20 protein-coding genes and 2 pseudogenes are annotated in these 19,683 nt (G+C 58.9%); 13 read left to right on the forward strand and 9 right to left on the reverse strand.

What is annotated here, in order from left to right; all coding sequences use genetic code 11:
- Positions 1-12: 12 nt before the first annotated feature.
- The gene (locus IB279_RS18025; RefSeq protein WP_192339469.1) at positions 13-954 is read right to left on the reverse strand and encodes an ornithine cyclodeaminase family protein; all 942 of its coding nucleotides are present in this window, start codon (positions 952-954) and stop codon (positions 13-15) included.
- 124 nt (positions 955-1,078) lie between these two features.
- Between IB279_RS18025 and IB279_RS18030 the strand changes: the two genes are divergently transcribed.
- From IB279_RS18030 to hisN, 6 genes are all read left to right on the forward strand, one after another.
- Positions 1,079-1,648, forward strand: coding sequence for a helix-turn-helix domain-containing protein (locus IB279_RS18030; RefSeq protein ID WP_060581641.1), 570 nt, complete (start codon positions 1,079-1,081; stop codon positions 1,646-1,648).
- A gap of 95 nt (positions 1,649-1,743) precedes the next feature.
- Complete coding sequence (locus tag IB279_RS18035; RefSeq protein WP_256439274.1) at positions 1,744-3,213, forward strand: PLP-dependent aminotransferase family protein; 1,470 nt, start codon at positions 1,744-1,746, stop codon at positions 3,211-3,213.
- Positions 3,214-3,497: 284 nt separating this feature from the next.
- On the forward strand, positions 3,498-4,292 hold the full coding sequence (locus IB279_RS18040; protein ID WP_089045286.1) for a transporter substrate-binding domain-containing protein: 795 nt from the start codon (positions 3,498-3,500) through the stop codon (positions 4,290-4,292).
- Positions 4,293-4,350: 58 nt separating this feature from the next.
- On the forward strand, positions 4,351-5,049 hold the full coding sequence (locus tag IB279_RS18045) for an ABC transporter permease (RefSeq protein ID WP_089045287.1): 699 nt from the start codon (positions 4,351-4,353) through the stop codon (positions 5,047-5,049).
- Complete coding sequence (locus IB279_RS18050; protein WP_113187598.1) at positions 5,046-5,774, forward strand: ABC transporter permease; 729 nt, start codon at positions 5,046-5,048, stop codon at positions 5,772-5,774. The genes IB279_RS18045 and IB279_RS18050 overlap by 4 nt, the downstream gene beginning before the upstream one ends.
- Entirely contained in the window at positions 5,767-6,543 is a 777-nt protein-coding gene (hisN, locus tag IB279_RS18055; RefSeq protein WP_112983454.1) for a histidinol-phosphatase, read from the forward strand. Before IB279_RS18050 ends, hisN begins: the two co-directional genes overlap by 8 nt.
- A 61-nt stretch (positions 6,544-6,604) precedes the next feature.
- On the opposite strand, the pseudogene IB279_RS37205 reads toward hisN, so the two are convergent.
- The 5 genes and pseudogenes from IB279_RS37205 to IB279_RS18080 all read right to left on the reverse strand — a co-directional run.
- Positions 6,605-6,794, reverse strand: a pseudogene (locus IB279_RS37205) (cold-shock protein); the annotation flags it as partial.
- Positions 6,795-6,970: 176 nt separating this feature from the next.
- Positions 6,971-7,705 carry a DUF2306 domain-containing protein gene (locus tag IB279_RS18065; RefSeq protein ID WP_162741147.1) on the reverse strand — a complete coding sequence of 245 codons (735 nt, stop codon included), beginning with the start codon at positions 7,703-7,705 and terminating at the stop codon, positions 6,971-6,973.
- Positions 7,706-7,956: 251 nt separating this feature from the next.
- A complete protein-coding gene (locus IB279_RS18070; RefSeq protein ID WP_089045290.1) occupies positions 7,957-9,249 on the reverse strand; it encodes a nucleotide sugar dehydrogenase in 1,293 nt (430 codons plus the stop codon).
- Entirely contained in the window at positions 9,246-10,514 is a 1,269-nt protein-coding gene (locus IB279_RS18075) for a glycosyltransferase family 4 protein (RefSeq protein WP_210337717.1), read from the reverse strand. Before IB279_RS18075 ends, IB279_RS18070 begins: the two co-directional genes overlap by 4 nt.
- A gap of 4 nt (positions 10,515-10,518) precedes the next feature.
- On the reverse strand, positions 10,519-11,520 hold the full coding sequence (locus IB279_RS18080) for a polysaccharide deacetylase family protein (protein ID WP_063891175.1): 1,002 nt from the start codon (positions 11,518-11,520) through the stop codon (positions 10,519-10,521).
- A 219-nt stretch (positions 11,521-11,739) separates the two neighbouring features.
- Here IB279_RS18080 and IB279_RS18085 point away from each other — a divergent pair, with 219 nt between their 5' ends.
- Both IB279_RS18085 and IB279_RS18090 read left to right on the forward strand, forming a co-directional pair.
- Positions 11,740-13,224: an FAD-dependent oxidoreductase gene (locus IB279_RS18085; RefSeq protein WP_089045291.1), complete on the forward strand. Its 1,485-nt coding sequence runs from the start codon at positions 11,740-11,742 to the stop codon at positions 13,222-13,224.
- 20 nt (positions 13,225-13,244) lie between these two features.
- Positions 13,245-14,375: a glycosyltransferase gene (locus tag IB279_RS18090; protein WP_246802006.1), complete on the forward strand. Its 1,131-nt coding sequence runs from the start codon at positions 13,245-13,247 to the stop codon at positions 14,373-14,375.
- Between the two features lie 229 nt (positions 14,376-14,604).
- On the opposite strand, the gene IB279_RS18095 is transcribed toward IB279_RS18090, so the two are convergent.
- Positions 14,605-15,003 (reverse strand): cupin domain-containing protein, encoded by a 399-nt coding sequence (locus tag IB279_RS18095; RefSeq protein WP_089045292.1) that lies wholly within the window; start codon positions 15,001-15,003, stop codon positions 14,605-14,607.
- 418 nt (positions 15,004-15,421) lie between these two features.
- On the opposite strand from IB279_RS18095, the pseudogene IB279_RS38165 reads away from it, so the two are divergent.
- The 3 genes and pseudogenes from IB279_RS38165 to IB279_RS18110 all read left to right on the forward strand — a co-directional run.
- Positions 15,422-15,613 (forward strand): annotated as a pseudogene (locus IB279_RS38165) (Lrp/AsnC ligand binding domain-containing protein); the annotation flags it as partial.
- Between the two features lie 356 nt (positions 15,614-15,969).
- Positions 15,970-16,647 carry an intradiol ring-cleavage dioxygenase gene (locus IB279_RS18105; protein ID WP_309142290.1) on the forward strand — a complete coding sequence of 226 codons (678 nt, stop codon included), beginning with the start codon at positions 15,970-15,972 and terminating at the stop codon, positions 16,645-16,647.
- Positions 16,648-17,335: 688 nt separating this feature from the next.
- Positions 17,336-17,599 (forward strand): hypothetical protein, encoded by a 264-nt coding sequence (locus IB279_RS18110; RefSeq protein ID WP_034803228.1) that lies wholly within the window; start codon positions 17,336-17,338, stop codon positions 17,597-17,599.
- A gap of 168 nt (positions 17,600-17,767) precedes the next feature.
- Here the strand turns inward: IB279_RS18110 and IB279_RS18115 are convergent, their stop codons facing one another.
- Both IB279_RS18115 and IB279_RS37695 read right to left on the reverse strand, forming a co-directional pair.
- Positions 17,768-17,977, reverse strand: a complete 210-nt coding sequence (locus IB279_RS18115) for a DUF1515 family protein (protein WP_089045295.1) — start codon at positions 17,975-17,977, stop codon at positions 17,768-17,770.
- A 22-nt stretch (positions 17,978-17,999) separates the two neighbouring features.
- Positions 18,000-18,128, reverse strand: a complete 129-nt coding sequence (locus IB279_RS37695; protein ID WP_256436137.1) for a hypothetical protein — start codon at positions 18,126-18,128, stop codon at positions 18,000-18,002.
- Between the two features lie 310 nt (positions 18,129-18,438).
- Between IB279_RS37695 and IB279_RS18120 the strand changes: the two genes are divergently transcribed.
- Positions 18,439-18,888, forward strand: a complete 450-nt coding sequence (locus tag IB279_RS18120) for a hypothetical protein (RefSeq protein WP_110819564.1) — start codon at positions 18,439-18,441, stop codon at positions 18,886-18,888.
- A 558-nt stretch (positions 18,889-19,446) separates the two neighbouring features.
- A complete protein-coding gene (locus IB279_RS18125; protein ID WP_113187610.1) occupies positions 19,447-19,659 on the forward strand; it encodes a hypothetical protein in 213 nt (70 codons plus the stop codon).
- Positions 19,660-19,683: the final 24 nt, after the last annotated feature.

Genomic DNA, 19,683 nt, shown 5'->3' on the forward strand with positions numbered 1-19,683 from the left:
TCTTGGAATTGGTTAGCTGCGTGCTGCGGAAAGCAGGGCGCTGGCGGTTGCTATGTCTTCGAGCCCGAGCCCGATCGAACGGAAGAAAGCTGGACGGCCAGTGTCCCGGGCGGTTGCTCGGCCCGACAATAGTTCGGGCAGGTCGCCAACAAGGCGATCGGTGCTCCACTGGCCACGTTCCGCGGCAAGTTTCATTTCGCCGGCCGCAGCCGGCGTGGTGGCCCGATAGTCGCAATAGACATCGAACCGATTGAGCGTGTCGGGGGCGATCTCGTGGGCGTTGGCGACATTGGTGCTGATGGATGTGACGAGTACGCCCGCGCCGAACCTCGACGCGTCGATGACCGGTGTGCCGGACGAGGTGCATAGCATGACCACGTCGGCGCCGGCCGCGGCCGTATCGGTATAGGTGGATTTCGTCACCGGGCAGCCAGATTCGAGCTGCACCGGAAGACCGTGCCGGTTGGCAATATCCGGAGAGCACAGACGAATTTCCTGCCACGGACGGATCGATGCGGCATGCCGAAGATGCGCAAGGCCGATTTCGCCTGTGCCGATGATCGTCAGGATCTTTGCCTCCTTCGAGGCGAGCAGATCGGCGGCAATCGCGGTGGTCGCGGCCGTTCGTTCGGTCGTCAGGCGTTTGGAATCACACAGGAGCAGCGGCTTCCCGGTCTCCATCGACATCAGAAGCGTCCAGGCGGTAACGGTCGCCCCATTCGTGCCGGGGATATAGGGCGACAGCTTCGTGCCAAAGACACCATCGCTTCCAAGAACGCCTGGATAGGTGATGAAGTCTCCGCCGCCGGCTGGGAACAGGCTCAACGCCTGTGGCGGCTGCACAGCCCGTCCATCGGCAAGCGCGATGAACATACGCTCCAGGGCTGCGCGAACATCTGTCCGGGGCAACAGTCGGGTGATATCTTCGTCGTTGAGTACGACCAATTTCTGCATTGTGACGATCCCAAAAAGGCGTGCGAAGTCACGCTGCATGGACGCCAAAGCCTTGGCGCCCCATGCAGGGCAAGACGCACAGAAATGTGTTGAGCTGTGAAAGCCGGTAGTCTAGAAGGACCATATGAGCAATATATTGCACAGTCAAGACCGGGCCGATGTGTTGGCCCACGTTTCCGGAAACCTCCGCCGTTTAAGGCTCGCCTCGGGCCTGAGCCAAACGGCGCTGGCAGATGCATCCGGTATCAGCCGGCGGATGATCGCGGCGGTCGAGAGCGGCGACGCGAACATCAGCCTTTCCAGCCTCGATAAATTGGCGACCGCGATGGGCGTAGACTTCGTCGAGTTGGTGCGCGATCCGTCGAGGGAGACGCGCGCCGAGATCAACGAGGTCACCTGGCGCGGAAGCCAACCGGCGAGCGCCGCGATGCTGCTTTGTTCGGCGCCCGCCTCGCGGGAAACACAGATGTGGCTGTGGACCCTCGGCCCGGGCGACAGCTACGTGGCCGAGCCGGACCCCGAAGGATGGCACGAGATGCTTTTCGTTGTCGAAGGAGCGCTGCGTTTGATCCAATCGGGCGAGGCGCAGGACTATGCCACGGGCGAGTTTGTCACTTACAGCACGGCCCAGCATTATTCGTACTGCAACGTCGGAAAGAAGATCGTCCGCTTCATTCGCAACGTCGTCTCGTAGATCGAAATACCGCCCGGCAGGGAGATAGTGCGCGGCTCCGCACAGGGATTTCTCGGATGGCTTCAGCGAAACAGTTCAATTATCCCGTTTGGACCATGGTCGTTCGAGAAAAGTCCGGTGGGCCGACGTTGCAGGAGCAGCTCTTCATCCAGTTGCGCCGGCTGATCGTCAACGGACAGCTTGCGCGCGGCGCCCGATTGCCGGCCAGCCGGTCGATGGCGAGAGATCTCGCGATATCGAGAAACACGGTCAACATTGCCTATGATCGCTTGGCGGCCGAGGGCTATATCAAGCGTCGCCCGAGTTCCGGCTTCTACGTGGAAGAGAGCCTTCCAGAAGACTCGGTGCGGCCTGGAGGAGAAAGAGGCCTGCCGCCTTCGAGTTTACCGGTTGCGCTGTCTGCACGGGGGAGAGAGGCGTCGGTACGGCATTGGAGTTGGTCGCGCCAGGACAAGTTGGATCTCAGTCCTGGCATGCCGGCGCTGGATATCTTCCCCTACAAGCAGTTCGGCAAGATCGCCGCCAACTATTGGCGACGCTTCACGGTTTCTGACCTCGGGTATGGCGAAGGCGGCGGTCTGGCGGTTCTTCGCCAACAACTCGCCATCTATCTTAGCGAGGCGCGCGGTATTCGATGCGAGGCTGACCAAATCATCGTCGTGGGAAGCACGCTTCAGGCTGCCAATCTCGTCGCGCATGTTCTTCTCGACGCCGGTGACGTTGTCGGCGTCGAGGACCCGGCCTACGCGACGCTCTTGTCCACTCTGCGTTCGGCTGGGCTTCGGCTCACACCCGTGCCCGTTTCTCGTGACGGACTGAACGCTGACGACATCGCGCATCGTGCCGCGGATGCCCGGATGATCCTGGTTTCGCCGGTCGGCCAGTTTCCCGCGGGTGCAACCATGTCGGAAGCGGCGATTGAACGGCTTCTCGCCTGGGCCAATACGTCGCAGCGCTGGATATTCGAGGACGACTTCAACAGCGAGATCAGATGGCGCGGTACGCCGCTCGTGCCGCTCGCCGCGCGCAAGGGTGGCGAGCGGGTCATCCATGTCAGCTCCTTCAATCGTGTGCTCGCCCCCGGGCTGCGGCTTGCTTATCTCGTCGTGCCGCGCGAGCTGATCACCTCGTTTACGGCAGTGCAAGACAGCCTTTCCTGCTATGCGCCGCTGACGCACCAGCATACGGTCGCCGACTTCATGGCGAGCGGAGAACTCGCATCTCATATCCGGCGCACGCGCGCTCTCTACAGGGATCGTGCCACCGCGATGATCGCGTCCCTGAAAGAAAAGCTGGGCGACGTGTTCGATGTGCCGGAACTGGACGCTGGTCTCCATTTGACGCTTACGGCGCGCGAGCCCTTCGACGACGTCGAGCTTTCACGGCTCCTGCGCGGGGCATGGATCGACACCCCACCGCTCTCTTCCTATTGCATTGAGCGGAAGGATCTTTTTGGTCTCGTAGCGGGATTTGGAAATCTCTCCACCGAGCGGCTGGCCGGGGCGGTTCAGCGGATGGAGCTTGTCACGAGGCGGTTTCTGGAGAAAGCCGGCAAATCTTCCTGAAGCTCGGTCTGGTACCATCAGTTCATGGGAATTGGTACTTTAGCTCGTTCTGCTTCCGCGCCATCCTTTGTTCCAGAAGACAGGTTCTGGAGGGAGGCCAGAATGCAAGTCGGATCCAAAGACATGACCAGATAGTCGCGCTCACCAGCATCGCCGGAGCAGGTACGTGCTGCTGGCTTTGAACACAGGTCGCCGCCAGCGACACCTCATATGCAGCCGCCCGCTTAAAGCAGCTGCCCTGTTCCCATGCCGAAAAACCGCAGCCTTTTGACAAGGAAGGTCCCATGAAAAAGATCATCGTATTCACCTTCGCCGGCCTTCTGCTCGGCGCAACGTCGTCGCAGGCCGCGGCGCTGAAAGTGGCAGCCGACTGCACCTATCCCCCGTTCGGATATCAGGACGCGAACGGGGAAATCAAAGGCTTCGACGTCGATGTCGCGCGTGCCATAGGCAGGCAGATCGGCAGTGAGGTCGAAATCATCTGCCAGGCCTGGGACGGCATGATCCCCGGCCTGCTCGCCGGAAAGTACGACCTGATCTCCGCATCGATGTCCATCACCGAGGAGCGGCTGCAGAGCATCAATTTCTCCGTTCCCTACCGCTCGTCGGCCGCCCGGTTCGTCGGACTAAAGACCTTGGACGCCAAGCCGGTGACGGATGCAGGCGAGCCGAACCCGGAAGGCGTTGCCGGTAAGACCATCGGCCTCCAGCGCTCGTCGACCTATGCGAAATACATCGCAGAGAAGTATCCGCAGGCGACCGTGTCCGAGTATGACAAGGTCGACAACATGATCCTCGATCTTCAGGCCGGCCGCGTCGATCTCATTTTTGCTGGCCCCATCAAGCTCGACAACGATTTCCTCAGCAAGCCGGAAGGCAAGGACTACGGTTTCGTCGGTCCGGAAATCGACGACGTATCCTACTTCGGCCCCGGTATCGGTATCGGCATCCGCAAGGCCGACGAAGATCTTCTGAAGAATGTCGATGGTGCGCTGACCGCCATGTTCAAGGATGGCAACTTCAAGGCGATCAACGACAAATACTGGTCGTTCAGCGTCCTTCCGGCCTCCGCAAAATAATCTGCGACGACAACCGGATGGAGCCGATTGAGGGCTCCGTCTTTCTTTGGAGACGACCATGGATCTATTGCAGGGATGGGGTGACGAGATCGCCCACGGCACCCTTTTGACCATGAAAGTGGCAGTCCTCTCGCTGCTCGTCGGCCTGTGCTGGGGCATGCTGGGCGCGTTGGCGCAGATGTCACCGAACCGGGCCGTGGCATCCCTTGGCCGTGGCTTCAGCCTGGTGATGCGAGGTACCCCCGAACTGTTGGTCATCCTGATCGTGTACTTCGGCGGCACGGTGGCGCTGACGAAAGTGGTCAACCTCTTCGTCGCGGATTTCGGCTTCGTCGAGGTGCCGCCTCTCCAGGCTGGCGTCTTCGCGCTCAGCCTCGTCTTCGGTGGCTATGCTGCCGAAGTCCTGCGCGGTGCGTGGCAATCCGTTCCGAGCGGAGTGATCGAGGCGGGGCACTCGCTTGGCCTCGGGTGGTTCGTCATGTTCGCCAAGATCCGTCTGCCGCTGCTCATGCGCTTTGCATTGCCAGGCCTCGGCAACAACTGGATTTCGCTGATCAAGGATACCTCGCTGATCTCGATCGTCGGTTTGCATGAACTGATGGGCCTGTCGCAGATGGCCACTTCGGTCACCCGCCAGCCCTTCACCTTCTACATGACGGCCGCCCTGATTTACCTGGCTCTGACATTGGCAAACACGCGCCTCATCGCCTGGTTCGAAGGACGGTTGATGCGCGGCGAGAGGAGGTCCCCAGCATGAACTGGTCCCTGATGCTGGAGAGCGTTCCGGCGCTGCTCTACGGTGCGCTCGCCACGGTGCAATTGCTCCTTATGACCCTTGTTTGCGGAGCCCTGCTCGCCTTGCCGCTTGGCATCGTCGCAGCCAATGGTCGCCCGATCATCCGGCTCCCGGTGATGGGCTACATCACCTTCTTCCGTGGAACGCCTCTGCTGGTGCAGGTTTTCCTGGTTTATTACGGATTTTCGCAGTTTCAGATCATTCGCAGCAGCATCTTCTGGCCAGTTCTTCGTGAAGCCTGGTTCTGCGCACTGCTGACGCTCGCGCTCCATACCGCAGCCTACACCGCGCACATCCTGCGCGGCGCCATTCTCGCAATCCCGGCCGGTCAGAAGGAGGCGGCCGTCGCCTTGGGCATGCGCCCCTCGCTCATCTACCGGCTCGTTATTCTTCCCCAGGCGTTGCGCATCGGCATGCCGGCCTATGGCAACGAAATGATCAGCATGATGAAGGCGACCTCGCTCGCCAGCACGATCACGATCATGGAGCTCACGGGAACGGCAAATACGATCGTCGCCCGGACTTATGCTCCCTACGAAGTCTTTATCTCCGCTGCGCTCGTCTATCTCTGCGTCGCCTGGATGCTCTCACGCCTGGTGCGGGCGATCGAGGCCCGACTTTCCCGCCACATGCGACCGGCCGTAGAGGCACAAAACACATTGAGGAGGGTACCCGCCCATGCTTGACCAGCCGCTTCAGCTTTTTTCCAGTTTCGCCAGCGAGATCGCCGATGTTGCGCGGCAGATCGTGCGCACTGCTGCGGCCGGCCCGCGCCGCCCCGTTGCGAAATCGGATTCGAGCCCGGTGACGGAAACGGATCGCGCGGTCGAGCAGTCGCTGCGCGAACGCATCGCAGACCGCTTCCCCCGCCATGGGGTCCTCGGGGAGGAGTTTGGCGCCGAGGGTTTGGGAGAGGAGTTCGTCTGGGTCATCGATCCTATTGACGGCACCAAGGCTTTCGTCGGAGGACTTGCTGTCTATGGCACGTTGATTTCATTGACGCATGGCGGGACACCGGTCCTTGGACTGATTGACAATCCTGTCACCGGCGACCGCTGGCTGGGACTGTCAGGGCGCGCGACGACCCTCAACGGTGTTGCCATCCGGACCGCATCGACTGCTCTCCTTTCGGAGGCTTTCATGGCCAACGGCAATCCGGAGCCGTTCCAGCAAAGCGAGAAGGATGGCGTTGAACGCCTGCGCCTATCTACGCGGTGGTGCGTCTATGGGGGGAGCTGCATGGCCTATGGCCGCGTCGCGGACGGCAGCATCGACATCAGCATCGATGGAGGGCTCGATCCCTACGACTATTGCGCCCTTGTCCCGGTGGTGACGGGTGCGGGCGGATGTATCACGGACTGGCAGGGTCGGCCGCTCACGTTGACTTCCGGCAATCTGTGCCTCGCGGCCGCCAACGAAGCCTTGCATCGCCAAGTCCTCGAAACGCTGAATTGATGCAGGTCTGACTGGAGTGCAGGGCTGCTCTGCCTGGTGATGGGGCGGCTCGGACAGACCTGACGTTCTTGGTTCTCGTTTTTTCGGTCTTGCGATCCTGGCCGACGTCATAGCTGACCTTCTGACCGTCTCGCAGAAGGCCTCCCGTCGATCGCTGAGACGTGGACAAACACGTCCGTTCCGCCGTTATCGGGAGAGATTAAGCCGCAGCCCTTTTCCTGGTTGAAAAACATCACGGTAACAATTGCCATTTCCATTCGCTGCGCGGACGTCGCGATGGCGGGTGCTGATTCAACGTTATCGCCTCTCGCAATCGCGCAAATTCGCTGAAATTTGCGGCAAGTCGGTCAAGGGAAGTCGATTGATCAACTTCACTGGTCCACCGAGGTTCAGATCCGTCAATTCGGTTAGCTGCACGCAACGCTTACTAAGGTGATGACGAGTCACCAGGCGGTATTTGAACTGAGAACTCTCGCACCGGCTGAGACGTAAGTTGCCTGTCTCGTCGCCGGCGGTAGGCATCGGAGCGAAGCAGGTCCCGCCAATTGGGGCTTGTGAAAAAGGCAGTTTGAATCAGCAATTCCGCAAGCAGAAGGTTTGGAACAAACTGCAGCGATCGCAGGGGCTCGTAGATAAGGTCGAAGTCTGCCCCAAGCCAAAGGGATAAATGCAGTTCAGCGCGGAAAGTCACATTTGTGAGGGTCAGGGCGTAATTTCGGATCATCCATTCAGCATGACGAGCATATCGCCCTTGAACAGCCCGCAACCAGGCAAGAGCGGCCGTGACGAACCATAGGACCGACAGAACGGCAAAGCCGAAAACCGTCAAGGGCCCCTCGGTTTCGTTCAGGCTCATCTTCAGCGTTGCGATCGAGGTGACAAGCACTGTCAAGATGTACGCGCGGCCGCCCCAGCGGTGAACAGTGGGGAACCGTTGCGGGAGCCGGTCAAAGAAAAGAAGTGCCCCGCCGACAAGAAGCACCGGCGCCGTAAAAAGGTGCAAATACAGCTCGAACTTTTCATTCTCGAGGTGATCAATGGCTCGATGAAATATGGTGTGAATATCCACCAAGATGAACCGCGAATTCAGTATCGCGACCGAAATCGCAGAGAGGGTCATCAACAGCCAAAGCGATTTGCGAAAACGTCTTAATTCAACCATGGCACGCCCGCCAAAAAATTGCATACGTTACAATGGTTTAAGATGAAAACAGAAATTCAATTTGAGGTCGTGCCTCAAAGGCGCGCTCAGTGTAGTTTATTATTAGAAAAATGTCATGTAGTTGGTCGTTGTTAAGGCTGCAATTGTGGGGTCTGTAGTCAGTCGACGCGTTGCTGTGTCTCTCCTGATGTCGGATCGTTGCGGGCGCGCGACACGAATGGCTGTCGCAAATATCTGCCTGGTCCGATTCCTCAAAGGCTCCAGTGCCTGATATCGTCAGGGATCTGCACGCGGGCCAGCGCTCCCTTGACATCGACAAGCACACCACCGCGATCAAGCATCCGGGCGATCTCCCCATCGTTGGCGAGATAGGTGTCGTGCGGCACGGCGAGGATCAGCGCCTGCAATTTTTTGAAGTGTGAAAGGTCATCAAGAGCGATGCCATATTCGTGTTTCGCTTCATGCGCCGAACAATGCGGGTCGTGAACGAGAGCCCGAATCCCGAAGCTGCGCAACTCGTCGACAATATCTGGTACTCGAGAGTTGCGCAGGTCTGGCACATTCTCCTTGAAGGTCAGCCCAAGAACGCCAACCCGGGCAGTGCTGAGTGCAATGCCCATTTCGACCATGAGTTTCACCGCTTTCTGCGCTACAAATCGCCCCATTCCATCGTTGATCCTGCGGCCCGCAAGGATGACCTCGGGACGGTAGCCGACTTCCTCGGCTTTTGCCGTCAGATAGTACGGATCGACACCGATACAGTGTCCGCCGACCAGCCCGGGCGTGAACGGCAGGAAGTTCCACTTGGTCCCGGCTGCAGCGAGAACCTCGCCCGTCGGAATGGCAAGTCTTTCAAAAATCATCGCCAATTCGTTCATCAGCGCAATGTTGATGTCGCGTTGGGTATTCTCGATAACTTTCGCCGCCTCGGCCACCCGGATGGAGCTGGCGCGGTGGATGCCTGCATGGATGATGGCGCCGTATGCGGTTGCGATCCTTTCCAGGGTCGTCATGTTCTGTCCTGCGACAACCTTGACGATCGTCTCTAGCCGGTGAACGCGGTCGCCCGGGTTGATCCGCTCCGGCGAGTATCCGAGGAAAAAATCCCGACCACACGTCAGGCCGGAGGCGTGCTCCAACTCCGGACCGCAGATCTCTTCGGTTGCGCCCGGAAAAACCGTGCTTTCAAGCACGACCATCGCCCCTGGCGTCAGATGAGGAGCAACAGCGCGGCAGGCGGAGAGCAGGGGCGTAAAATCCGGGCGCTGCGCCTTGTCGACCGGCGTTGGCACAGTGAGAACGTATAGCGTGGCATTCCCCAGGCATTCGGGATCATTCGAAATCGTCAGTCGCGTAGCGGACAGTTCGGAGCTCGAAATTTCGCCGGTGTCATCGCGTCCGGTTCCCAGGGCCTCCACTCGCCGGCGCGAAATGTCGTAACCCACGACGTGCTCTGCCACACGTGCGAATGCAACGGCCACCGGTAGTCCGACATAGCCGAGCCCGACGACTGCGATACGCTCCTGAACCGGGAAACCGCTCACGGGGCACCTGCTCCCTGTAGTGGAAGACTTCTGTCCCGCGACCCAGGAAGCACCGGGTCCAACCCAAGGCCGGCAAAAAGCGTCTCATTGACCGCATGTACGTCGTAGCGCTCCTCCGCGCGGCGACGAGCTTCAGCGCCCATGGTTTCGATCAACGTGGGGTCGGCGATGAATCTCTCCATCGCAAGCGCGAGAGCATCAATGTTTCTGACCGGGGTGACGTAGCCGGTGACGCCGTGCTGGACCGGCTCTGCGCAGCCGGGTGCATCGCTAGTCACCACCGCTCGGCCTGTTGCCATAGCCTCGAGAATAGTGCGTGATAGTCCCTCCCTATAGGAAGGCAAGACGAAAACCGAGCAATCGGCAAGATGGGGCCGTACGTCCTTCGTCTGCCCGAGATATTCTATCGCACCCTCAGCGACCCAGCGATCGACTTCGTCGCGCGAGATCGCTGCGGGATTGGAATCGAACGGTCCAAGCAGTCTGAAGCGGGCTTGCGGATGGCGCATCCGAAGGATCTTTGCTGCCGCCACGAATTCATTCACACCCTTGTCATGCAAGAGACGCGCGATCATCAGGAAGACCGGCGGCCCGATCGGCGGCGGGCATGCAGCAAACCGTTCAGTGTCGACGCCAGAACCGGGTACCAGCGTCAGAACGTCTTCTGCGACGATCGCGCGCGCCTTCAGTTCAGCCGCGTCCGTTTCGTTGTAGACAAAGACGCGCTCCGCGCCCTTCAGAGCCATGCGATACAATTTGACGCTCAACCACCGCAGCGCAATCGTGCGCAGCGTGTGTACCCGTTCAACAAAGACGTAGCCGAGGCCCGTTACCAGCGCGAAGCGGTGCGGTACGCGCGTGAGCTGGGCGGCGAGCCCGCCGTAGATGATCGGTTTCATGGTGTAGGGCAGAATGATGTCTGGGCGGATTTTCCGAAAGATGCGCACGAGTGCTGCGAAGGTTGTTAGATCGCCGATTGGTCCGGTCGACGTTCGGGCCAGTGGTATGCGGATGTAGTGAACGCCGAGGCTTTCAAGCACAGCGGTGGTCTCCGCGTCGTCGTCTGGTCCCAGTGCATAAACATCGCAGCCACGCTGCCGAAGACCACGCAGCAACTCCAACCGGAAATTCACCAGTGACGAAGTGAGGCTCGCAATCACGGCGATCCGGGGAGAACGGATGTCCACCTCTGATCTGCCACGAGCCGTTGCTGTCACTGCGTCGATCCCCCAAGGTACGTCGGCGAGCTGCTTGCGAAGTGCCAAAGCGCTAACTGCCTTCCGCCTGGATTGTCGTGTCTTGTCGTACGGCTGAAGCGGCGGCCTCGGCCATGTTGAGTGTCGGCCAGCCGTAACGCTCGCGCAGGCGCGCGGCTTCTGCGGCGATAGCTGACATCGTCGCGAAATTCTCGTCCTGGTCGACGCCGAAATTTTCTGGATGAAACCACAGATGAAACACGCCGCCTCGTTGCGCGGCACGGCGCATGGCGTTCAAGATCCGTTGTAACTTCAGACCCTCGCCAGCCGCCAGGCGATGCGAAAAGGGTCTCAGGAAAAGGCTTGCCGGGACGTTGCACATCCCATCATGCCTCTCGACCCCAAGTTCTCGTCGGGCCCCCATTTCAAGATAGCTGTCGGCAAACCGAACGGCCCGCCGAAGAACGCCTTCTCTTTCGCGAGCGACACCTCCGCCGCCAGCTGCGCGTCCCGTTCCCCGGTAAACCGTAATTCCGGCCTCCCGGCAGACCGCCAGCGCCGCAGCGCTGACCTGGTTGCGTGGAAAGACGATCGTGCGGATGGAGTATCCTTTGGCAGCAGCGACATCGAGCGCCGCATCGATGTCGGCAGCGAGAGCCTCGTACGTTTGGCCCTCTTCAAGGCAATAGTAGTGGGAGAATGTATGCGTGGCGATTTCCTGATGCGGTCGCCTGCTGATGTCGCGAATAAGGCTTGGGGCGAAATGGTAGGGATCCTTGCTTTCATCCGCGCCTACGGTGTTCAGATATGAGTAGTTCGAAAGACGCGGATTGCGATAGGAAGGGCGGATCGCGGGCAGGCGAGCAAGGAGTTCGTCCCGACCGTCGCAGAAGAGGAATCCGACTGTCGCCCAGGTGCAACCAAGTTCGTAATGATCGAGCAGGTCAAGCATCCGCGGAACCATGTGGCGCACTCCAAGGATGTTGCGGCCATAATTGGCAACCGTGCGGGAATCATTGACGCCCCACATAAGCTCAAAATCCAGAGACAGGACAAAGCCTCCCCCGTCGCCCATTCGACTTACCCATAAGTATTTCTGTTTACATAATTCGAGCGATGCTTGTCATTGTCGCATCTTAATGTGCTATCATTTCCAATGAACTAAATTAAACTTGGAATTTATTGACAGGGTATTGTAATGGTACAAAATCGGCAAGAGAGATTATTGGTTTGCCCTCCAACGGCAGCGTTGGTGTCGGCATGTTTGAGCTGTTCCTCTACGTAAAGAGTCAATATGTCCGATGTCCGTGCTCGTAGGAATGATGAACACGTCATTGTGCTCGGGGCAGGCCCATCTGGCCTTGCAGCATCACTCGCGCTTTGTCGCGGCGGATTGCAGCCGCTTGTGCTGGAGCGGGATGACGATGTCGGTGGATTGATGCGTTCATTCAGGTGGCGTCAGTTCACTGTCGATCTGGGCCGCAAGGAACTTTACACCCGGTTTCCCGAAGTCGATGCACTTTGGAACGAGGCGCTTGGCGGTGCGTACGGTCCGTATCCTCATCGTGTCGGCAGCCTTTATCGCGGACGCATCCTTGAGTTGTCTGGCAAATATCGCGGAATTCTGCGTGGCATCCCTGTTCCCTGGCTGGTCCGTGGAGGACTGTCGATGCTGGGAGGCTGGGCCTGCGCAGCGATGCGCTCCCCGAAATCCTACGAGGCCTATTGGCATGGTCGCGTCGGACGGGTTTTTGCAGAGTTGCTGGCGCAGGGCTACTGGGAGAAATTCCGCGGCCGGCGCTGGGTGGAAATGCCCGTGCCACAAATGGACGACGAAGTCCCCTCGAAACGCTCCCGATCATTCGAAATTGCGCGACAGGCCTTACGACTTGCCCAACGCGGAGGTGTACAAACTCAAGCCGCCTGGCGTCACCCCACGCACGGTACCGGCCAGATTTTCGAAGCGCTGCGCAGCGAGATTGATGCCCGTGGCGGCAGGATACGGTTCCAAGCAGAGGTCCGGGCGATCCGACCCCAGGCGGACGGTTCATTCGAAGTCGACTATTTGGAGTCCGGCGTTGTTCACAGTAGAACGAGCCGCCATGTGATTTCCAGCCTGCCTATTGAGAAGCTTACGGAGTTGCTTGGCGCCGGTCCGAACGATGTGGATTGCCGCGAAGCACGGCGGAGCGTTATCCTCGTTTATCTTTTTTTTGACGAACCACCACAGTTTCCACACGCTTGGTTGGAGGTCAACGATCCCCTGACATCCATCGGGCGCATTACCAATTACGCGGCATTTGGCGGGGCAATGGTTCCACCAGGGCATTCGAGCCTCTGCATTGAATATTTTTGCCAGGCCGACGATCCGATTATCCAAATAGGAGACCAGGCCCTTACTGAGCGCACTCTCAACGAACTTGCTTCCGCTGGGCTGGTCGATCCGGGAAGACTGATCGGCTCTTCTGTTCGCCGCCTGCAACGCACAAACGCCGCAGCAAGTTGGCGCGAGCAGCAGACGGAGCGACGTCTGTCACTTCTGCGAAGCTTGGCAAGATATCCAACGCTCTACCACGTCAACAGGCCGGGGTCCGACTGGGCTACGCTCGCGGGTTTGCTCGCAGCAGAGGCGGTCCTGACGAAGGATCGCGCGGTCTTCGATCAGCGTGCCGATCCGACGGTCAGGCATGTGGAAAGACCCATCAAAGCCTCCGGTAGCCGCGGAGATCACGAGATGATCGGACCAGCGGAGGGGCACGAAATGGGCGCACCGAATTAGCACGGCGGGAAACGGCAAGAATGCGCGTGATGCATATTATAACCAACATGATGGGGACTGGCGGTGCGGAGGTGATGCTGCTGCGACTTGCGAGCGCGATCGGAGGCGAACGTCCAATTATCGTGTCTCTCATGGATGTCTCCGAACGACATCGGCAGGTGATTGCGGATCATGATCTCGATGTTCGTCCCTTGAAGGTTCGGTCGACCGCCGGAATGATGAAATCGGTGCTCACGGTTCGCCAGCTCATCCGCAATGAGCGGCCGGATGCATTAATGTGCTGGCTGTACCACGCCATGGTTGTCGGACAGGTGGCTGCGTGGCGGGTTGCTCACGAGGTGCCGGTTTACTGGAACGTCAGGCAGTCGTTGGACGACATGAGTTCGTTCAGCGCGAGCACCCGTACGGCGCTACACTTGACGCGTCTTCTGTCGAGCCGGCCAACGGGGATTGTCTTTAACTCCTCGCGCGCCCTCCATTTGCATCGACAATTCGGCTACCGCAATCCGAACCTCGTCACGATCCCGAATGGTTTCGATTTCGTAGAGGAAATACCAGTAAACGCCCGCCGGCCTTTGGTATTCGGCATTGCCGGTCGGTTACATCCGCAGAAGGACTACGCGACCTTCTTCGCAGCCGCTTCACATGCCCACCGGTGCCACCCGGAGATCCGCTTCGTCGCTGCTGGATCTGGCCTGACCCTCGATAGCGCCATCGTTCGCCAGATGATCGCTGATGCAGGCCTGCCTTTGAGCGCCATCGAACTACGCGGAAATGTTTCAGACATGGCGGGTTTTTATCACGACATCGACGCTCTTGTACTTTCGTCACGCACAGAAGGTTTCCCCAATGTGGTGGCCGAGGCGATGAGTTTTGCCAAACCTGTGATTTCGACGGACGTGGGCGACGCGGCGGTCATAGTCGGCGACAGTGGTTTCATCGTTCCGCCTGGCGACGTCACCGCATTGGCCGATGCGATGGATCGTATGCAGGGTCTCCGTCCATCCGAATATGCAGTGCTCGCCGCAGCGGCCAAGCGCCGGGTCGACAGCGTTTATCCGCTTGCACGTGTCGCCGAACTTTATGACTTGTTTTTCCGGGGAGCGCCCGCGCCCCCGGCTGCATCAGAGCGGAAGTCACGGTCTGTGTAGTTGCCCCGCCAAGCAGGTCTTGCGGTGGGGTGCTCTCATCTGAGTAAGCGGTGCATAGACCCCAACTGGCTATAGCAAGCCAGCGGGCCTCTTCGTCTGCACTCTATGATCGAAGCCGTTGCGGATTGGTTGTCGCGGCATTTCTTGTAGCCGCGGCGCCTGTCGACCCAGGTCGCATACGGTCGAGCCACGAACAGACTTAGTGGATCGCTCCCCCATCGCAGCGAACTCATTTCACCGGGGCAGCAAGCGGCGTATCCTTCGCGACGATGTAAGTCGCAAGCTCCGACGCCTCGCCATCGCCAACGTTCTTGGCGATGTGCGCAACACCCGCCGGAATGAAGAGGGCTTCACCGGCCTTCAGCGTTACCGGCTTCTGACCCTCGAGGGTGTACTCAAGCGTACCTTCGAGCACATATGCAATTTCTTCGCCGGGATGTTTATGATTGATAGATGCAGCCTTTGGCGGGAAATCTACCCGGACCTGAAGCGCTTCCTTGCCCGGCACGCTGATATCGCTTTGAACCAGACCAGTCCGTTTGAGTTCCTGCGCCTGGGCAACGCCGCCCAGCGCGAAACTGATTGAAGCCGCCGCGGCAGCGATCGCGATGCTATGCATAATTTTCATTTGGAACCCTTTCCAGTGGTGGCCAGTTGTCGAAGTTGGAGTGTGCAGCCGAAGATGCAGTCGCGCTTTTGCGGCGGGACGTCAGTCCTCACGAAATCCGTTTCTACTAGCGCGTTCAGTTGACGCGCTGCTTGTGTATGGATTGTTTCGCGATGAGCAGGGGTTTGTACCGAATCTGCGCCAATAGATTGGCTGAAACGATCAGTTACAAATTGCGATGATGGTTCGTCGAAAGCTGGAGCAAGTCGAGCCAGGCTATCCTTGACACTGCCCGCGCTGCGTTCTGGTATCTTTCCAACCCCGAAAGTCAGTCGGTCACCGCGCGGTGGGCTTCTTGGCGGCTAAGCCGGCGGCGCTGAGCATTGAGCTATCCACCATCACTTTTCTAAGGACAGCAGAACCGATAGATCAATCGCGTGGCGGCTTTCCTGAAATCTCGCAGATTCACACGACGAACGGCCGGTGGGATCTGCTGGTGGAACTCAGCGCGTCTAGCCTGGGCAACTTTGATGCTGTGATGCGCAAAATCCGTCTCGTGCCCGGCACGGCATTATAGGCAGCGAAACGATCCTTCTTTTCCACGCCGTGGTCGACGACGGCGAAGCTCTAACGAGCGTCGATTTAGGTCACGCCGCGGCGTGGGGCTGCTGCGATGATATCGATCGCATCTCCGCTGGAAACATGGACGACCATCAGCGGGACGCCGGTCACCCACACCAGCTGCATTTCGCAAGATCCTCGCGCAGCTGCCAGGGCGTCGAGAAACTCGCGGTGGCCGTAGCCCAGAATAAAGACAGGATGCTTTGCCAAACGCAGTTTCGCCGAGACATGAAGGCGACGAAGCTTACTTCCGCTAGAAAGCAGACGGCGTCAATGGAACGGCATTGCTGCTGCTCCAAGTCAGACACCAGATGTTTACGTGCAAACCCTGTAGACCGGCGACGCTTCAGCAGCGGCATTCGCCTGATGACGTTGTTGGTCGCGAAATCTGGTAATATCCGCCCCACTTCTGCCCAATGGACCCGCAACGATCTTGACTTCCTTGTTCGGAGATACAGCGCCATGCCGACCCGGCGACATTTCCTTATCAGCTTCGTCGCCACGCCGATTGTGCTGCCGAGACTCGGCCATGCAGCCGCCGCTTCCGTGGAGTTGCCGCTTACGGCCAATTGCGGTGATGACGACGATCTGACGCCGGCACAGACCGAAGGCCCGTATTTCACACCGGAGAGCCCTGAAAAAAAGGACTTCGCCAGCGATTCACCGGGCGGTGAAAGAATGACACTTGTTGGCTACGTGTTAACCAAGGACTGCCAGCCGGTAGCCAAAGCGTTGATCGAGTTATGGCATGCCGATGAGACCGGCACCTACGACAACAGCGGATACAAACTCCGCGGACATCAATTCACGGACGCAGAAGGCAAATGGTGGTTCGAGACGATCGTGCCTGGGCTGTATCCTGGTCGCACCCGGCATTACCACGTGAAAGTCCAAAGGCCGGGCGGGAACGTGCTGACGACGCAGCTGTATTTTGCCGATGAGCCGGACAACAGGCGTGACCGCATATTCAATGCAGACCTGTTGCTCGACATCAAAACGACGAGCGACGGAAAATTCGGCCGCTACGATTTCATAGTGGCGTGACTGGCACTTCATGATTTCCCTGATGACCGTTCACCTCTCCGCCTACGCTGTGTGGACCGATCTCCGCGAATGGACCGACACTGAAAACCGTGCGCACCAAGGCCAAGGACTCTCGCTTTGGCGCTGTCGTCGCCGTTTGCGGCCATTTTTTCTCCCCCTCCCGGCTTTCAGATCGAGCCGGAACCAATCCTGACGTCGTAGGTTTGAAGATCGTCCTGGCTCTCTTACACCAGGATTTTGGCACGTACCTCCTAGGGTCCCGTTATCGGCTTTCGGGGCCCCTTTTTTTTCTTCGGTGCTGGAACCTCTGTCAAATGTACGCGTTTCTAGGTCTGCCTACGATCCACCATCCCCCGCGGGATCTAGGCTAGGCTCCATCTAATAGCCCAGCATGGAGCCCATGGCACCTCCGTGCCGAGGCCCCGCTCTCCCCGGACGGGGCCGTCTCTTCTCCAACTGGGAACCACTTTCACACGCGGCAGTTAGAGGATAGGCAATGATCCTTTCCGGGATCACAGCCCGCTTCATGGAGTACTCCCATTCCCCGCGTAGAAGCGCCAACGATACCAACTGGCCCCGACACCCCATCGGGGCCATTCTTCCGTTTGCTCCGAATTCCGGTGAGCGTTTTGTCCCTGTGGGAACCGCTCGACCTCACAGTAGTTTCTCGTTTCAAAGCGAGGATGTCATGATTGAGAGCAAGCGCGAAATGAACGCAAATGAGATCCCAAGTTTTGTGGCCGAAGTGATCGCGGCGGGTTGCGATATCAACGCCGTGGGACACGATATGTATGTGCTTGGCGATGTCGATGAGCAGGAAGAAGCCAAGGAGGAACTTAGTCGGATCGGCGAGAGGTATGGCGACCGCGCAGCTCTGAGGTCCGAGATCATCGCCTACCTTCGGTCCATTGGTCGGTTCGTGGACGTGACATGGCCCCAGACCATCCATTAGCGCAGCCTGCGCGACCTTACGGAGCCATCTTTATTCAACGGCAGCAGGAACCTATCCGGGACCTATTGGTTTGTTCATTGCTGATGATCCCGGATCCCTCCGGATCAAACGTAGAGAGCCCCATCGTCGTGCCGTCGGAGGTGGGGTTCTTCTTTCTGCTTACCAACCTTACCCCATGATCACGAAGATGATCCGCCGTATCGCCTCGGCCTGACTTATCCCGAGCGCCCTGGCCGCAATTCCGGTGACTCCAAGCCACCGATGCCTCAGCTTCCATCGCCTCACGTCATCGGTCACCAGCTTCATCTCGGAGACCTCCTCCCCAATCGTTATCGCGGACGCCTCCAGATGGCCGACGCGGTCGACAAGCTGGTTCATGCGCCAATGAACCACTTGCCGGCTAGTCGTCGCCTTGTCTTGACGGCCAGACCTCGGCCAGGCGCGCGGCCGAGTAATTGAGCTTCTCGATCACCCGCTGCATCGTGCCGCCGGTCTCGTGAAAGACGGTCGCGAGCTGTCGGCGAGCCACCGGTCGTCGATTACCTTACCGGCCGATTGGGGCCGATAGGATGACACTCACGGCGCCGACCTGGGATGCATGAGCCGGCCGCCAAAAGGCGCGCGCGTCGCATAGGCGAGGAACGTCGTTCTGTTCATCGAGTTTTCCTTTAGTGAGATGAAAAAATGAGATAAAAATCGCCGGCCGAAGTCGACGCTGGAGCTGTTAAGGGCTAGTCATAGCCCGTTTTGAAGACCATATTTTGTCTGATCGCTGGACCATGAAACGGGCTCCAGCGACTGATGGACCATCATCACTTTCGCCTTAAATGGAGGAGGTTATGTTTGATCGACTGCAATCCGGATACATTCTTCCCGAGGGGCTCACCGTCATTTCCACGGTCTTTGATAAGGTCGTGAACGCACGGAATATCCCCCGACAAAGTGAAGAAGGCGAATGGCTGGCTCGCGAGGCGCTCCGTTTGTTCATGAGTGGCGTACGAGACGCCTGGGAACTGGAACGCCGACTTAAAGATGCTCGCCGCCCGCTCGACCATTCACCGCCATCGGGAGGCGTTGGCATGGTCGTGGATCTGCTGCCAGAGCTGACGGCATGGGCGCAGAGCTTGACCGCCTCACAGCGTGCGGCAACCGCGCTCACCGAAAAAACACTCGAATACGCCATCGAAAACATCGATGAATTCGTGGCGACATCAGATGTCAGGAGATGGCTGGTCCGTGTGATGTTGGACCTCCGACTTGGCCGAAGACGAGGCCAACATCGAACGTAGGCCCGGAGGGGCAATCATCGGGATTTGCCTCTTTGTTAGGAACGCCAGCCACCATTCACGAACGGCATGAAGCCGGCTGAGGAACACATGGGCTATGACTGGAATGGTGCTCGCGGGCGCCGGATGAAGATCGCGCGAATTGGAACGGCTGTCGCGCTGGCCGCCTTGTTGGTGTCCGTCGCGCCGGAGGTTGTGACGCGAGCTATTTAGAGGGTAATAGACGATGGATACTTTGGGGGCGACGGTGCTGATCGCAGGGCTGTTCTGGCTGACCAGAAGAACACTAGCTGGGGGCCTCGTACGCAACCTTAACCAGGGTCGAAACCTTCCCGTCGAGCAAAATCGCCGCCTGGGACCGACGCCTTGACTGGCTGGGGTCCCTGCCGGCTTGGCCTGGAGCCGCGTTCGTCTTCATCGGCGTCTCCATGATCTCCTGGCCCTGAGTGATTGCACTCGTTCAATCTACCCCATTAAGCATCGCGAACCCGGCGCCGGCTTTGCGGATCGATCAAAAGCCACTATTTTAGTGATGTCTTTCGTACCATGCAGGAGGCATCCATGGGGCTTGGCAGCACAACGGTCCAGGGTGAATTTCTGGGTTCTTTTTCTATCGCGTCCATTGACCCGCTCCTGGGGGGTTTCGAACTATCAACTTCCGCTGGTACGACGATCGAGGTTCAGCTTGACCGCTACAGCGCTGAGACATTGATGTCGGCACTTGCGCAGTTCCTGGCTCAAGGGCAAGCAGCGGAGTTTGACGACGGGATGTGAAGGGTTTGCTGGGTGAGGCGAGCT

It is taken from the genome of Ensifer sp. ENS06 (genome assembly GCF_014852205.1).
Taxonomy (GTDB): domain Bacteria; phylum Pseudomonadota; class Alphaproteobacteria; order Rhizobiales; family Rhizobiaceae; genus Ensifer; species Ensifer adhaerens.

Coding starts and splice junctions, on each gene's coding strand:
- IB279_RS18065 (WP_162741147.1), bottom strand. CDS start 7,705: ATGGTTGAATTAAGACGTTTTCGCAAATCGCTTTGGCTGTTGATGACC.
- IB279_RS18045 (WP_089045287.1), top strand. CDS start 4,351: ATGGATCTATTGCAGGGATGGGGTGACGAGATCGCCCACGGCACCCTT.
- IB279_RS18125 (WP_113187610.1), top strand. CDS start 19,447: ATGGGGCTTGGCAGCACAACGGTCCAGGGTGAATTTCTGGGTTCTTTT.
- IB279_RS18035 (WP_256439274.1), top strand. CDS start 1,744: ATGGTCGTTCGAGAAAAGTCCGGTGGGCCGACGTTGCAGGAGCAGCTC.
- IB279_RS18050 (WP_113187598.1), top strand. CDS start 5,046: ATGAACTGGTCCCTGATGCTGGAGAGCGTTCCGGCGCTGCTCTACGGT.
- IB279_RS18120 (WP_110819564.1), top strand. CDS start 18,439: ATGTTTGATCGACTGCAATCCGGATACATTCTTCCCGAGGGGCTCACC.
- hisN (WP_112983454.1), top strand. CDS start 5,767: ATGCTTGACCAGCCGCTTCAGCTTTTTTCCAGTTTCGCCAGCGAGATC.
- IB279_RS18085 (WP_089045291.1), top strand. CDS start 11,740: ATGTCCGATGTCCGTGCTCGTAGGAATGATGAACACGTCATTGTGCTC.
- IB279_RS18030 (WP_060581641.1), top strand. CDS start 1,079: ATGAGCAATATATTGCACAGTCAAGACCGGGCCGATGTGTTGGCCCAC.
- IB279_RS18090 (WP_246802006.1), top strand. CDS start 13,245: ATGCGCGTGATGCATATTATAACCAACATGATGGGGACTGGCGGTGCG.
- IB279_RS18080 (WP_063891175.1), bottom strand. CDS start 11,520: ATGGGCGACGGGGGAGGCTTTGTCCTGTCTCTGGATTTTGAGCTTATG.
- IB279_RS18110 (WP_034803228.1), top strand. CDS start 17,336: ATGATTGAGAGCAAGCGCGAAATGAACGCAAATGAGATCCCAAGTTTT.
- IB279_RS18025 (WP_192339469.1), bottom strand. CDS start 954: ATGCAGAAATTGGTCGTACTCAACGACGAAGATATCACCCGACTGTTG.
- IB279_RS18105 (WP_309142290.1), top strand. CDS start 15,970: ATGACGTTGTTGGTCGCGAAATCTGGTAATATCCGCCCCACTTCTGCC.
- IB279_RS18040 (WP_089045286.1), top strand. CDS start 3,498: ATGAAAAAGATCATCGTATTCACCTTCGCCGGCCTTCTGCTCGGCGCA.
- IB279_RS18115 (WP_089045295.1), bottom strand. CDS start 17,977: ATGAACCAGCTTGTCGACCGCGTCGGCCATCTGGAGGCGTCCGCGATA.
- IB279_RS18095 (WP_089045292.1), bottom strand. CDS start 15,003: ATGAAAATTATGCATAGCATCGCGATCGCTGCCGCGGCGGCTTCAATC.